The 14,275-nt window shown below is 75.2% G+C and carries 10 protein-coding genes and 1 pseudogene; 4 read left to right on the top strand and 7 right to left on the bottom strand.

Translation table 11 applies throughout. The annotated features are described in order from the left end of the window. The first annotated feature begins 12 nt into the window (after window positions 1-12). Entirely contained in the window at window positions 13-813 is an 801-nt protein-coding gene (locus tag AB0F77_RS34880) for an N-formylglutamate amidohydrolase (protein WP_361956025.1), read from the top strand. A 318-nt stretch (window positions 814-1,131) separates the two neighbouring features. Here the strand turns inward: AB0F77_RS34880 and AB0F77_RS34875 are convergent, their stop codons facing one another. The 3 genes from AB0F77_RS34875 to AB0F77_RS34865 all read right to left on the bottom strand — a co-directional run bounded on the left by AB0F77_RS34875 (window position 1,132) and on the right by AB0F77_RS34865 (window position 3,700). Further along, window positions 1,132-1,611, bottom strand: a complete 480-nt coding sequence (locus AB0F77_RS34875; protein WP_361956023.1) for a hypothetical protein — start codon at window positions 1,609-1,611, stop codon at window positions 1,132-1,134. Between the two features lie 14 nt (window positions 1,612-1,625). Beyond that, entirely contained in the window at window positions 1,626-2,201 is a 576-nt protein-coding gene (locus AB0F77_RS34870) for a sigma-70 family RNA polymerase sigma factor (protein ID WP_361956021.1), read from the bottom strand. A 62-nt stretch (window positions 2,202-2,263) separates the two neighbouring features. Further along, a complete protein-coding gene (locus AB0F77_RS34865; protein WP_361956019.1) occupies window positions 2,264-3,700 on the bottom strand; it encodes a S8/S53 family peptidase in 1,437 nt (478 codons plus the stop codon). A 124-nt stretch (window positions 3,701-3,824) separates the two neighbouring features. Between AB0F77_RS34865 and AB0F77_RS34860 the strand changes: the two genes are divergently transcribed. Continuing rightward, on the top strand, window positions 3,825-6,428 hold the full coding sequence (locus tag AB0F77_RS34860) for a CHAT domain-containing tetratricopeptide repeat protein (protein ID WP_361956017.1): 2,604 nt from the start codon (window positions 3,825-3,827) through the stop codon (window positions 6,426-6,428). Window positions 6,429-6,530: 102 nt separating this feature from the next. On the opposite strand, the gene AB0F77_RS34855 is transcribed toward AB0F77_RS34860, so the two are convergent. Next, entirely contained in the window at window positions 6,531-8,327 is a 1,797-nt protein-coding gene (locus AB0F77_RS34855) for a LuxR C-terminal-related transcriptional regulator (RefSeq protein WP_361956015.1), read from the bottom strand. Window positions 8,328-8,421: 94 nt separating this feature from the next. On the opposite strand from AB0F77_RS34855, the gene AB0F77_RS34850 reads away from it, so the two are divergent. Continuing rightward, complete coding sequence (locus AB0F77_RS34850) at window positions 8,422-9,507, top strand: M12 family metallopeptidase (RefSeq protein WP_361956013.1); 1,086 nt, start codon at window positions 8,422-8,424, stop codon at window positions 9,505-9,507. 132 nt (window positions 9,508-9,639) lie between these two features. On the opposite strand, the gene AB0F77_RS34845 is transcribed toward AB0F77_RS34850, so the two are convergent. The 3 genes and pseudogenes from AB0F77_RS34845 to AB0F77_RS34835 form a co-directional block, all read right to left on the bottom strand. Next, the gene (locus AB0F77_RS34845) at window positions 9,640-10,737 is read right to left on the bottom strand and encodes a mechanosensitive ion channel family protein (protein ID WP_361956011.1); all 1,098 of its coding nucleotides are present in this window, start codon (window positions 10,735-10,737) and stop codon (window positions 9,640-9,642) included. A gap of 321 nt (window positions 10,738-11,058) precedes the next feature. After that, a pseudogene (locus AB0F77_RS34840) lies at window positions 11,059-11,148 on the bottom strand (enoyl-CoA hydratase); the annotation flags it as partial. A gap of 97 nt (window positions 11,149-11,245) precedes the next feature. After that, window positions 11,246-12,178: a lysylphosphatidylglycerol synthase transmembrane domain-containing protein gene (locus tag AB0F77_RS34835; RefSeq protein ID WP_361956087.1), complete on the bottom strand. Its 933-nt coding sequence runs from the start codon at window positions 12,176-12,178 to the stop codon at window positions 11,246-11,248. Window positions 12,179-12,346: 168 nt separating this feature from the next. Here AB0F77_RS34835 and AB0F77_RS34830 point away from each other — a divergent pair, with 168 nt between their 5' ends. Further along, complete coding sequence (locus AB0F77_RS34830) at window positions 12,347-14,233, top strand: ABC transporter ATP-binding protein (RefSeq protein WP_361956085.1); 1,887 nt, start codon at window positions 12,347-12,349, stop codon at window positions 14,231-14,233. The last annotated feature ends 42 nt before the right edge of the window (window positions 14,234-14,275 follow it).

Raw genomic sequence — 14,275 nt, 5'->3', positions numbered from 1 at the left:
CCGGAGCAGCCCATGGCCCCCGCCGCCACCCCCTCCTTCGAGCTGCTGCCGGGCGACGCCGACAGCCCCGTGATCCTCCACGTGCCGCACTCCTCGCGCAACATACCGGCCGCCGTGCGCGCGGACATCGTCCTCGACGACGCCGCGCTGGAGGAGGAGCTGGACCACATCACGGACGCCCACACGGCACGGATCGCCGAGGTCGCCGCCGCGCTCGCCGACCGCACGCCCTGGCGGTTCGTGAACCGGCTGTCGCGGCTGGTGGTCGACCCGGAGCGGTTCCCGGACGAGCGGGAGGAGATGCGCGCCGTCGGCATGGGCGCGGTCTACACGCGCACCACCCACGGCGCCCGGCTGCGCGCGGCGGAGACCGCCGAGGAGCCGCTGGTCGAGCGCTACTTCCGGCCGTACGCGCGGGCGATGACCGAGGCGGTCCGCGACCGCCTCGCGGCCACCGGACGGGCCGTCGTCGTCGACGTCCACTCCTACCCCGCCCGCCGGCTGCCCTACGAACTGCACGGCGAGGGCCCGCGGCCGGCGGTCTGCCTGGGCACCGACGCCTTCCACACCCCGCCCGAGCTGACCCGGTCGGCCCGGGAGGCGTTCGCCGGGTGCGGCGGGACCGGACTCGACAGCCCCTTCGCCGGGGCCTACGTCCCGCTGGAGTTCCACGGCACCGAACCCCGGGTCGCCGCCCTCATGGTGGAGATCCGCCGGGACACGTACATGACCGAGCCGGGCGGCCCGCCCGGCCCCGGACCGACCCGGCTCGCCACCGCCCTGGCGGCCCTCGCCGACGCCGCCGCCCGCTGACCGCCGCCCGGAGCACTCCCGCAGGAGCGGACGGGACGCGCGAGGGCACGGGATGCGCGACGGCCCGCCGGCCCTCCCGCACGGCTGCCCCGTCTCGCGCGAGACATCGGCGGCTCGCGCACGGCGATCACGCCCGCGCCCCACCCGGCCTCCGTGGACCCGGGCCGCCGTACACCCCGGCGCCGCGGCATCGGCGTGTACGACGCGGCGTCCGGCCCCCCACAGCCGGGCCTCACGCACCCCGGGCGGGACGTCGTCGGCCCCGGGCCGGTCGCCCGGGAGCGCCGAGCCGCGCGCTCCCCGGTGTTCGGCGGTGGATCAGGCCCGCAGCCACTCCGTGACGATGACGTCCCCGCCGGTCCGCAGCCGCAGGGCGAACGGCCCGGAGGGCGGTGTGTCGCTGGTGAACCGGCCCAGGTCGTCGACCGCGACCGGCGAGGCCGCCTGCGGACCGCCGAGCACCTCGATCCGGGCCCGGCTCGGCGGCAGCACCTGCCCCATCAGACCGTCCACGGTGACCTCGACGTCGACGGTCACCCCGCCCGCGCGGAAGGTCAGCATCCGCGGCACGTCCGTCGCGCCGCGCACCGGCAGCGCGTCCACCAGGGAGTCGAAGGTCAGCTCGGCGATCCGCGCGTCCAGGTCGTGCAACGCGTAGGCCGCCACGGCCAGTTGGTGCAGATCGGCCGGGACCGGGTCCAGGACCGCCGCCGCCCGGCGCAGCTCCTCCTCCAGGAGCCCGGCGTCGAACTCCGCGTCGTCGAAGGCCCCTTCGTCGGGGGACCGGTCGTCGCTCATGTCGTCCATGCCCCTCACACCGCTCCCCGTGCGTCCAGTCGAGCCCTCAGCCGACGCAGACAGCGCTGGCGCAGTGGTCCGATGCTGCCCACCGCGATGCCCAGCGCCGCGGACACCTCCACATAGCTCGGCGGCGGCGTGGACATCAGGACGCGCAGCAACTGGCGGCAGCGCTCGCCCAGTTTCTCGAACTCCTGCCACAGCCGCCGGATCCGCTCGGCCTCGGCCGCGGCCTCCTCCGAGTCGATCAGCGTCTGTTCCGGCGTACGGTCCTCGCTGACCCGGTCGAGGAGCTGCGGATCGTCCGTCGGCATCAGCCGGGTGAGCCCCTTGATGACCTTCAGGCACTCGTGCCGCGCCGTGCTCGCCAGCCACGACCCGGCCTTCTCCGGCTCGCGGATCCGGCCGAGGTGCTGCGCGAAGCGGAACCACACGGTCTGGTACACCTCGTGCCCGTCGGCGTCCGAGAGCCGGTGCGCGCGCACCACCGACCACACCAGCGGGCTCAGCCCCTCCACCAGCGCTTTCCAGGCCGCCGCGTCACCGTCGACAGCTGCCCGGACCAACACGCCGACCTCTGTTCGGTCCACGGCCGCCCCACTCCTCGTGTACGGCATGTCATCGTACGCCGTGACGAGGGCCGTTCCCGCCCTCATGCCGGCGGGGCCAGGCGCACGACCGGCACCGGGCGCCAGCCGGCCGGCCTGAGCGCCGGCACGTGCGCCCCGCGCACCTCGGCGTACTCGGTGTTCGTCTCCAGCAGTTGCCTGCGGGCCGCGCGCGGGTCGGACTCCTTGTGCGCGCTCATGTGGGCGGCGACGAGACCGGCCACGACCGGGGCGGCGAACGAGGTGCCGCTCCACTGCGCCAGACCCGTGAAGCTCACCTCGTCGGGCCGGGTGCCCGTGGTCTCCCGCGTCTCGCTCAACACCCCGGTGTGGTGCGGCGACTGGCAGGTGCAGGCGTAGGTGAAGCCGAACCGGCAGGCGTCGTACGTGGAGTGCTGGTACACGTACGGCACCGGGGTGCCGAAGCCGGTGAGGGCGCTGGTGAGGCGCTCGCCGGGGGCGTACGCGGTCACCCAGGGGCCGTGGTTGGTGAAGCAGGCCCCGAACTCGCCGTCGCCGCGCAGGGCGCCCACCGACAGCACCGCGTCCTCCCAGCCGGGCAGCGCCGCGTAGGCGGCGGGCCAGAACGGGGTGGCGCTGGAGTTGTTGCCGGCCGCGGCCACCAGCAGCGTGCCCTGGTCGCGCAGTTCGCGCATGAAGGCGTCGATGCCCAGCAGTCCGTCGGTGCGGCCGTTGGAGGTGCCCGCGGAGAGGCTGATGATGTCGGGCCAGCCGTCGCGGTCGACGGCCTCGAACAGCTTGGCGCCGAACTCCGACTCCAGGATCGCGCCCGCGTCGTTGAGGGTGTTGCGCACGGTGACGTCGGTGTTGGGCGCGACGGCGGCGAGCACGCCGGCGATGAACGTGCCGTGGCCGACGTACTGCTGGAGGACACCGCTGTCGTCGGTCTCCCGCAGCTGCGGATCGCCCTGGGTGTGGGCGAGCTGCGGGTAGGAGCGGTAGTCGTGCATCAGACCGGTGTCCACGACGAGGACGCCGATCGCCGTGTCCGGGTCGTGCGGGGTGCCGTCGGCCGCCGGGTTGGCCGTCTCGCCGGCCGCGGCCGGCACGGGCTCGTCGCCGGGGCAGGCGTTGACCGCGATCGACACCACGTGGTTGCGGCTGACGAGACGCCGCCCCTGACGGCCCTCCGCCTCCCGCAGGGCGCGCAGCGCGTGCGCCACGGTCCGGTCGCCGCCGCGGTCGCCCTCGCCCGGGTCGCCGACCCGGATACGGGTGATGCCGGTGCGGTTGGTCTCCGGGCCGGCCCGCCGCACATGGTCGGCCACCAGGTCGGGGGCCTCGGTGAAGTGGGCGCGCACGGTGTCCTCGACCACCCGTGCCTCCTCGCCGTCGCGCGCGAGGACGACCCCCTTCTCGTAGAGGAACTCGCCCGAGTCGTCGGGGCCCATCGCCAGGGGGACGTCGGGCAGGGAGCGCTGGATCTGGTCGAACTGCTCGTGGAATCTCTGCGGTGCCATGGAAGGTCCTCCCACTGAGGCGGCGGTCGTCAATTCAGAGTCGCTGGACGCCTCGTTGATACAGCCGGGGCGGACCATGCCAAACGTGTATGACGGGCATCGCGGGACCACTACTATCCGAGGGGTGACAGCGGGAAGCGACTCGGTTCTCGAACTGCTGCCGATGGTGTTCGCCGCCCCCAACGACGCGCTGGCGCGGGCGGAGCGGGTACTGGAGACCGGTCCGCCCCCGTTGCACGCCTCCGTGGCCCATCAGGTGATCGGCATCTGGCAGCGTGACTTCGGCGACCTGCGGATCGCCCTGGGCCATCTGCGGCGGGCCCGCGCCCTGGCGGCGCACGCGGACTCGGCGGAACGCGAGGCGGACGTCCTGGCCACGCTCGGCGTCGCCCTGGTGCACGCGGGCCGCACCCGGGAGGGGCTGACCGCGTTCGAGCGGGGGGTGGCGCGGGTCACCGGCCACACCCGGGCCCGGGTGCTGTACCGGCGGGCGTACGTGTGGTGGGTGCTGGGGCACCACCGGGAGGCGCTGGAGGACGTACGGCGGGCGATCCCGGTGCTGCGCCAGGCCGACGACGTGATCTGGACGGCGCGGGCGCTGACGCTGCGGGCGACGGTGCACCTGGCGCTGGGCGCGGTGGAGCGGGCGGACGCCGACTTCGCGGCGGCCGAGCGGCTGTGGGAGACCACGGGCCAGGAGCACGACAAGGCCGACTCGGTGGAGAGCCGGGGGCTCGCCGCGTTCCGCTCGGGCGACATACCGGCGGCCCTGCGGCTCCTCGACGAGGCCGCGGAGCGGTACGCGAAGCTCGGCACGCCCACGTTCATGCTGTCCGTGCGGCGCTGCGAGGTGCTGATGGCGGCCGGGCTCGCGCCGGAGGCCCTGGCGGAGGCGGACGCGGCGATCGCCCTGCTCGACCGCATCGGCGGCCAGTCCACCCGCAAGGCCGAACTGCTGCTGGCCGCGGCGCGCGCGGCCCGCTCCGCGGGCGACCCGCACACCGCGATCGCCCGCGCCGCCGTCGCCGTACGGCTGTTCACGGGCCAGCGGCGCACCTGGTGGGAGACGCACGCGCGGCTGGTCCTCATCGAGGCGCGGGTGGCGACCGGCCGCTCCTCGGGGCGGCTCGTCGGGGACGCGGCATCACTCGCCGACCGGCTGGCGGCCTTCGGTTCGCCGTCCGCGCCGGAGGCGTCGCTGCTGGCCGGCCGGATCGCGCTCGACCTGGGCTGGACGGCGGACGCGGAGCGGCACCTCGCCGTGGCCGCGCGCAGCCGCTCGGGCGGGCCGCCGCTGGCCCGGATGACGGGCTGGGCGGCGCAGGCGCTGCGGGCGCGGGCGGCCGGTTCGGGACGCGGTGTGCTGGAGGCGTGCCGGCGCGGCCTCGATGTGCTCGACGACCACCGTACGACGCTCGGCGCCTCGGAACTGCGGGCCCGCGCGACCGCGCAGGGCGCCGAACTGGCGGCGCTGGCCCAGCAGGCGAGCCTCGCCCGGGGCGGGCCGCGGCGGCTGCTGGAGTGGAGCGAGCGCTGGCGGGCCACCGTGCTGTCCGCGCCGCCCACCCGGCCGCCCGCCGATCCGGCGCTGCTGAGCGGCCTCACCGCCTTCCGGGAGATCGCCGCCCGCGCGGAGGCCGCCCGGATGGACGGCCGTCCGGTGCCCGCCCTCGAGCGTGAACAGCGGCGCCTGGAACGGGAGATCCGCTCCCGCACCCACCACATGCGCGGCGACTCCCCGGGCGACGGCAGCCGGTTCGACACCGGTCGGCTGCTGGAGCGGCTGGGCGACGCCCGGCTGGTCGAACTCGCGGTGCTGGACGGGCGCGTGCACGTGCTGCTGTGCGGGCAGGGCCGGGTGCGGAGGTTCGTGGGCGGCGCGCTCGCGGACGCGGTGGCCGAGGCCGAGCACGTGCAGGCGGGACTGCGGCGGCTGGCGCATCCGGGGGCGGAGGCCCGGCTGCCGCTGGTGGAGGCGGCGGGACGGCGCCTGGAGGAACTGCTGCTCGGCGACGCGGCCTCCCAACTGGGCGGCGGGCCGGTCGTGGTGGTGCCGCCGGGCGCGCTGCACCGGGTCCCGTGGGCGCTGCTGCCCTCGCTGCGCGAGCGGGTGCTCAGTGTGTCGCCGTCGGCGAACAGCTGGCTGCGGGCGCGGGAGACCGAGCCGCCGCCGGGCGGACGCCATGTCCTCGTGCGCGGTCCCGGGCTGGCGACCGGCGGGGCCGAGGTGCCCGAACTCGCGGGCCGGCACGGCGCGGCCACCGTCCTCTCGCACGAGGAGGCCCGGGTGCCGAGGGTGCTGGAGGAACTGGACGGGGCGGAGCTGGCGCACATCGCGGCGCACGGCACGTTCCGCGCGGACAGCCCGCTGTTCTCCTCGCTGCGGATGGCCGACGGCCCGCTGATCGTGCACGACTTCGAGCGCCTGGACCGCAGCCCGTACCGCATCATCCTCTCCAGCTGCGACACCGCCCGGCTCGCCTCCGTCGGGGCGGACGAACTCCTCGGCCTGGTCACGGCGTTGCTCCCGCTGGGCACGGCCGGGGTGGTGGCGAGCAGTGCCCCGGTGAACGACGAGGCGGTCGTTCCCTTGATGCTCGCGCTGCACGAGGGCCTGGAGCGGGGGCTGGGGCTGGCCGAGGCCCTGCGGGACGCACGTGCGACGTTGCCGGGGGACGTGGTGCACCGGGCGACGGGGTGGGCCTTCGCGGCGTTCGGAGCGGCGTGACGTTTCGCTGGGGAGCCCTTTGACTCCGTCTGCCGTGTGTCGTCTGCTGCGCCGTTGTGGCTGGTCGCGCAGTTCCCCGCCCCCCTTCAGGGTCCGCTGTGCTCAGGCCGTTGCCGTGTCCGGGAAGTCCACCAGGAGAGGTAGGGCGCCTCGGTCGGCCGCGCCCAGGCGGGTGTAGGCGCCGTAGAGGTGGTTGCCCACCGTGCGGACGGACAGGGTGAGTTCCCGGGCGATCTCGCGGTTGCTCAGCCCGGCCGCGGCCAGGGTGACGACCTGGCGCTGGCGGGCGGTGAGTTCACCGAGGACCAGACCGGCCAGGGCCGGGGTGCGGGCGCCCTGGCAGCGGCGGGCCAGCGCCAGGGAGCGGGTGCGGGACACGCGCGCGGCACGCGGGTCCCGGTGCGCCCGTACGGCCTGGGCGTGCGCCTCGGCCGCGAAGAGCAGGAAGCCGCGGTCCGCCAGGTCCCGCGCGGCCCGGTCGAGACCGGGGCCGTCCTCGCGGGCGAGGGCGTCGGCGTGCCGGGCCAGCACACCGCCCTCCGGGAGCCGCCCGAGGGCCGGTCCCGGAGCGCCGAGGCGCACCGCGTCGTACCGGGTGTACGGGTCGTCGCCCGCGAGCGCCCGGACCGCGCCGTCCAGGTCGCCCCGCGCGGCCGCAGCCCAGGCCGCCGCGTCCCCCTGCGCGGCGGCCCGGCCCCCCGACTGCGCGGCGGCGAGGGCGCGTTCGCGGCGGCACGCGGCGTCGTCCGGCGCCGTGCGCAGCCCCTCCCTCGCCCACGCCGCCGCTTCCCGCAGCTCCCCCCTCAGCCGCGAGAACCTGGCCCGCACCGCCGCGTAACCGGCCGGCACGGGCTCGGCCTCCTCCGCCAGCCGGTCGCCCACCGGCGCCGGCAGGGCGCGTACGTCCGCCTCCTCGATCCGCCCCTCCAGCGCCCGCCGTTCGGCCGCCAGGGCCGGTGCGCAGCGCTCGGGGTCGCCGGTCAGCCGCCGGGCCCGCAGCCGGCCGGCCGCGGCGCGCAGCACCGGGCCGTGCAGGGGATGGGCGAGGCGGACGTCCCCGTGGTCGTCGACGTGCAGCAGACCGTCGGCCTCCAGGCCCTCCAGGACGTCGAGGTCGAGGCCGTCCGGGCGCAGCGGGAGGGGCTCGGCGAAGGCCAGGCGCTCCAGGACGTCACGCGCGGGTCCGGAGCGCTCCAGGACCGCCGCCGTGCGCTCGCGGACGGCGGCGGTCACCGGCAGCGGGCCGCGCCACTCCCACTCGTCCGTGTCCGGTACGCGGGTGAGGCGGCCGGAGCCGTGCAGGGCGCCCACCAGGTCGCGCAGCAGCCGCAGATCGCCCCCGCACAGCCGGTGCAGCCGGCGCACGGTCAGCGGCTCCGTCGGGCCGCCCGGGGCGAGCAGCCGGGCCGTCTCCGCGCGGGGCAGCGGCTCCAGGGCGAGCCGGGGCAGGAGTTCACCGGTCCACAGCCGGGACACCGCGCCGGGCACCGGTGCGCCGTCGTCGGCGACCACCACCAGCCGGGTGCGGCCGTGCACGGCGAGCTGGTGCACCAGGGCGGCGGACGCCTCGTCGAGCAGATGGGCGTCGTCGACGACCAGGAGCCGTACGCCGGACAGGAGTTGGACGGCGCGGTGCAGGGAGACGGTCTCCGGCAGCAGGTGCGCGAACGCGGCGAAGGGCAGGTCCCGGGCCTCGGGCGTCGCGGTGACCCGGGCGCAGTCGGTGCCGCGCACGGCCTCCGTGACCAGCCGGGTCTTGCCGCGGCCTGCGGGTCCCGTCACCGCGATGCCGGGCCGGCCCGCGCTCAGGCAGCGGCGCACCAGCTCCAGTTCGGCCTCCCGGCCGGTGAACGGCCAGGGGAGTTCGAGGGTCCCGGTCTGCGGTGGGTAAGTCGTCACACGAGAAGGAGCCCGCCTACTCACGTTTGATACAGGGCGACTTGAGTAGCCCCCGACTCAGGCACGAGGGCGGGCCGGGCGGCAGGCTTGGGCCATGACTCACCGCTACTGCTCGCTCCCGCGGCAGTCGGCCCCCTCGTATCCACCGGGGCTGACCGCAGAACGGCTGAGCGCGCTGCTGGGCGGGCGGCGGATGTGGGTCAACGGCACGGTGCTGCACTACTGCTTCCTCGACGCCGACACCGACGGCTCCGTGATCCCCGTCCCGGGGACCGGGGAGACCCGCTGGGTGCCGTGGGCCGGGGCCAAGGAGCAGCAGGACGTGGTCCGGGAGTGCTTCCGCGAGTGGCAGGAGCTGGGCATCGGCGTGCGGTTCGCCGAGGTCGGCGACCGCCGCGAGGCGGAGCTGCGCATCGGCTTCCAGGCCGGTGACGGCTCCTGGTCGGCGGTGGGCCGCGACGCGCTCGCGGTCGGTCTGAACGAGCGCACGATGAACCTGGGGTGGGACCTGACCGTGCCGGGCCGGCGCGGTTCGGCACTGCACACGATCGGACACGCGCTGGGGCTGCTGCACGAGCACCAGAGCCCGTTCGCCGGCATCCACTGGGACGACGAGGCCGTGTACGCCGAGCTGGCGGGGCCGCCGAACTTCTGGAGCCGGGAGCGGACGCACTTCAACGTCCTGCGCGAGCTGGACCCGTCCGAGGTGAACGGCACGGTGTGGGACCCGCAGTCGATCATGGAGTATCCGTTCGCCCCGGGGCTGATCCTGGAACCGGAGCAGTACCGCGGAGGGGTGTTTCCGCCGGGCACGCTGTCGCCGGCGGACAAGGAGGTCGTCCTGCGCTGGTACCCGCCCGGCTGTCCGGCCCGTCCGGACGCGCTGGTGCCGTTCCGTTCGGCGCCGCTGCTGCTGGGGCCGGGCGGACAGGCCGACTTCACGGTCGAGCCGCCGGAGACCCGCCCCTACCGGGTGGGCACCTTCGGGGACGCCGACCGGGTGCTCGTGGTCTTCGAGGAGCGCGACGGGGAACCGCGCTACCTCGCGGGCCGGGACGACGGGGGAGCACCGCACGACGCCACGCTGGACGTACGGCTCGTCAAGGGCCGCCGCTACTTCGTCCGCGTCCGCCTGTACTCCACGTGGGGTTCGGGCGAGACGGCCGTCATGTGCTGGTGACAGCACGGGCCGCGACGCGGGCGCCCAGACCAACGGTCCGGCACCGGGGGAGCGGCCGGGGACGTCGCCTTCGGGGGAGGGAGACGTCCTCGGCCACGCCGGTGCTCCTGCGGGCCGGCGGGCCCGCAGGGGTCAGTCGAGCCGGCCCGCGGGCGTGGTGTCCTGCTCGGACGCGCCCGAGCGCTGCTGCGGTATGACCACCGCGCCCTGCTGGATGGCCACCGTGCGGGCGGGGGCCGGGATGCTGATGCCCTCCGCGCGGTAGCGCCGGTGCAGGCGCTTGATGAACTCGTGCTTGATCCGGTACTGGTCGCTGAACTCGCCCACGCCCAGGATCACCGTGAAGCCGATCCGGGAGTCGCCGAACGTGTGGAAGCGGATGGCCGGTTCGTGTTCCGGCACCGCGCCGGTGATCTCCGTCATGACCTCGGTGACCACGTCCGAGGTGACGCGCTCCACCTCGTCCAGGTCGCTGTCGTAGCTCACGCCGACCTGCACCAGGATCGTCAACTGCTGCTCGGGACGCGTGAAGTTGGTCATGTTGGTCTTCGCCAGCTCACCGTTGGGGATGACCACCAGGTTGTTGGAGAGCTGACGGACCGTCGTCTGACGCCAGTTGATGTCGACGACGTATCCCTCCTCGCCGCTGCTCAGCCGGATGTAGTCGCCCGGCTGCACGGTCTTGGAGGCGAGGATGTGGATGCCGGCGAACAGGTTGGCGAGGGTGTCCTGGAGGGCGAGGGCCACGGCGAGACCGCCGACGCCCAGGGCGGTCAGCAGGGGCGCGATGGAGATCCCCAGGGTCTGGAGCACCACCAGGAAGCCGATGGCCATGACCAGCACCCGGGTGATGTTCACGAAGATCGTGGCCGACCCCGCGACGCCGGAGCGGGACTGGGTGACGCCCTGCACCAGACCGGCGATCACCCGGGCCGCGGACACCGTCACCGCGAAGATCAGCAGGACCTGGAGGGTCTGGTTGGTGGTGTGCTGGACGGTCCGGTTCAGCGGCAGCACCGCCGCCGCTGCCGCCCCGCCGGCCACCAGCGCCGCCCACGGCACGACCGTGCGCAGCGCGTCCACGAGGACGTCGTCGCCGCTCCAGCGGGTGCGCTTGGCGTGCTTGGCCAGCCAGCGCAGCAGGGTCCGCGACATGAAGGCCACCAGCAGGCCCGCGGCCACCGCGATGCCGGCGAGGATCAGGTCGTTCAGGGTCAGCGCGCGGGTCACCGGCCACCTCCGGGCGGACGGACGGCGGCGCCGGGAGGCGCCGGGGGCCGGACGGTCAGAGTCGTCACGTGGTTCACCTGCTCGCTAGCGGGACATGCCGGGAGCACCGGCCCCGTCGCACGTCAGGGACCGGCACGACCTCTCATCCTGCCGTATCCCAGGGGGAGTTCGAACCGCCTCGAACACGCTGCGGGCCGGAGCGGGGAGCGTGCCGTGGTCCCGCCGGCGGGCCGGGACGGCGGCTCACAGGTCCGTGAAGGAGCCGTGCCGGCCCGCGCCCGCCGCGAAGCGGGCCGCGCCCTCCAGGCCCCGCGCCGGCACGGCCGTGGGACCGTCCACGGCGTTGCGGACCGCGGGCCGCGAGAGGACGACCGTCGTGACGTGCCCCCGGCGCTCCAGCCGTACCGCCATCGTGGACTCCTCCTGCTCGCACCCGACGGGACGCCAGCAGGTTGCTCCGCGGTCACTTCGGGGCGGCCGGGCTCGCCGAACGGCCCGCGCGGAGGCGTCAGATGACCTTCAGCCGTACCAGCGCGCCCAGCGTCACCGCGCCCGGCAGCAGCGGCGCCCACACCGTGATGATCCGGTAGGCCAGCACCACCGCCGTGGCCACCGCCACCGGACTGCCGGCCGCCACCAGCGCCACGATCAGCGCCGCCTCCACCGAACCGAGCCCGCCGGGGGTCGGTATCAGCGCCACCGCGACCGTCGCCGCCAGATAGGCCACCGCCATGTGCGCGGGCGGCACCGGCAGCCCCAGGGCGATCCCCACCAGGACCAGCCCGGCCGCCTGGAGCGCCGGGAAGGCCAGCGAGCCGCCCCACAGCGCGAGGGCCCGGGTCGGCCGGGTGTGCACCAGCCGCGCCTCGCCCAGCGCGGTGCGCACGAAGGAGAACACCGCCGTGCGCAGCCGCCGTACGAGCAGCAGCACGCCCACCGCCAGCACCGCGGCCGCGCCGACCGCGAACAGCAGCGGACCGGTCGCGCCGTCGGGCAGCAGGGTGCCGAGGCGCAGCGCGTGCGGGAACACCGTGAGCAGCACGGCCAGCATGCCCACCCGGGCCACGGACTCCGCGAGCAGGAACAGCGCGAGCGCGGCCGAGGAGCGGGCCAGCGGCACCCCGCACACCGTCATGAACCGCAGGTTGACGGCGCCCGCGCCCAGCCCGGTCGGCAGCAGGTGGTTGGCCGCGCCCGCCGCGAGCTGGGTGGCCAGCAGCCGGCGCCGGGGCAGCCGCTCCATGACCGCGCCCTGCCGGGTGAAGGCGGCGGCCACCCACGTCAGACAGGTCGCCGCGGCGGCGGCCAGCAGCCACGGCCACTCCGCCCTCCGCAACTGGCGCAGGCCCTCGGCCAGCACGGACCAGTGCTGCGCCGCGATCACCGCGACGAGCACGACCGGGAGCAGCACCAGGATCTGCCGCACGGGGACACGTCGCAGGAGGCCACGGGGGCCGGAGCCGGGAACTCGAACCGCTGTCACGTTCGGAGAGGTTTTCCGCGCCGTGCCAACGGAGGGTTGCGGAAGCCGGGCCACCGGTTGACGGATCGGAAGCGGTCGCACGTTGACCTCAACGACGCTTGAGGTCCTACGTTCTGTCCCATGAGCATGGAGACCACCGCGTGGACCCAGTTGCAGGGCGTGCTGAACGCCCGGAGCGACCACCGCCCCCTCGCCCGCGCGACCCTGCGTCGCGTCGCCGCCTTCGCCCGCCCGCACCGGGCCCGGATCGTACGGTTCGTCCTGCTCGGGGTGGTGACCGCGCTGTTCGCGGTCGCGGCCCCGGTGCTGGCCGGGCGCGTCGTGGACACGATCGTGTCGCACGGCGACCCGGACACCGTGGTCCGGCTCGCCCTGCTGATCGCCGTGCTCGCGCTCCTGGAGGCGGCCCTGGGCGTCCTCGCGCGCCGCCTCTCGGCGACGCTCGGGGAGGGACTCATCCTCGATCTGAGGACGGCGGTGTTCGATCATGTGCAGCGGATGCCGGTCGCGTTCTTCACACGTACCCGTACGGGAGCGCTCGTCTCCCGACTCAACAACGACGTCATCGGCGCCCAGCGCGCCTTCAGCAACACCCTCTCCGGTGTCGTCGGCAACGTCGTCACCCTCGTGCTCACGCTCGCCGTGATGCTCACCCTGTCCTGGCAGGTCACCCTGCTCGCGCTCGTGCTGCTCCCGGTGTTCGTGGTCCCGGCCCGCCGGATGGGCGGCCGGATGGCCCGGATGCAGCGGGAGGCGGCCACGCTGAACGCGGCCATGGGCACCCGCATGACCGAGCGCTTCTCCGCCCCCGGCGCCACCCTGGTCAAGCTGTTCGGCCGCCCCGACGAGGAGTCGGCCCAGTTCGCCGAACGGGCCGCGCGCGTCCGGGACATCGGTGTGCGCACCGCCACCGCCCAGTCCGTGTTCATCACCGCGCTCACCCTGGTCTCCGCCCTGGCCCTCGCCCTGGTCTACGGACTCGGCGGCCGGCTCGCCCTGAACGGCGCCCTGGAGCCCGGCGCCGTCGTCTCGCTCGCCCTGCTGCTGACCCGCCTGTACGCGCCGCTGACCTCGCTCGCCGGGGCCCGTGTCGAGGTGATGAGCGCCCTGGTCAGCTTCGAGCGGGTCTTCGAGGTGCTCGACCTGGAACCGCTGGTCGTGGAACGCCCCGGCGCGCGCGAGGTGCCCGAGGGCCCGGTCGCCGTCGAGTTCGAGGACGTGCGCTTCGGCTACCCGTCCGCCGACCGGGTCTCCCTCGCCTCCCTCGAAGAGGTCGCCGTGCTCGACACCCGGGGCGGCGCCGAGGTCCTGCACGGTGTCTCCTTCCGCGCCGAACCCGGCCGCACCGTCGCCCTCGTGGGCTCCTCCGGCGCCGGGAAGTCGACGATCGCCGCACTGCTGCCGCGCCTTTACGACGTCGACGGGGGCGCCGTCCGCATCGGCGGCGTCGACGTGCGCGACCTGACGGCGGCCTCGCTGCGGGCCACCGTCGGCATGGTCACGCAGGACGGCCACCTCTTCCACGACACCGTGCGCGCCAACCTCCTGCTCGCCCGGCCGGGAGCGGACGAGGACGAACTGTGGGACGCGCTGATCCGCGCCCGCCTCGCCGACGTCGTACGGTCCCTGCCCGACGGTCTGGACACGGTGGTCGGCGAACGTGGCTACCGGCTGTCCGGGGGCGAGCGGCAGCGGCTGACCATCGCCCGGCTGCTGCTGGCCCGGCAGCGTGTCGTCGTCCTCGACGAGGCCACCGCCCACCTGGACAACACCTCCGAGGCGGCCGTGCAGGCGGCGCTCGGCGAGGCGCTGGCCGGGCGGACCGCGGTGGTCGTCGCCCACCGGCTGTCGACCGTGCGGGGCGCCGATCTGATCCTCGTCGTCGAGGAGGGCCGTGTCGTGGAACGGGGCACGCACACACAGCTTCTTGACGCGGGCGGGCGCTACGCGGCCCTGTACCGCGCGCAGTTCGAGGCGTCCGGGGACCAGGAGGCGCCTGTGGCGGCGAGTTGAGCGGACACGGCCGGGGGAGCGTTCAACTCCTTGCGGAGGTGC

The organism is Streptomyces sp. NPDC026672 (assembly GCF_040638185.1).
In the GTDB taxonomy this organism is placed as follows: Bacteria; Actinomycetota; Actinomycetes; order Streptomycetales; family Streptomycetaceae; genus Streptomyces.
The sequence above is the reverse complement of the archived record's forward strand: the minus strand, read 5'-3'. Positions and strand labels throughout refer to the sequence as shown.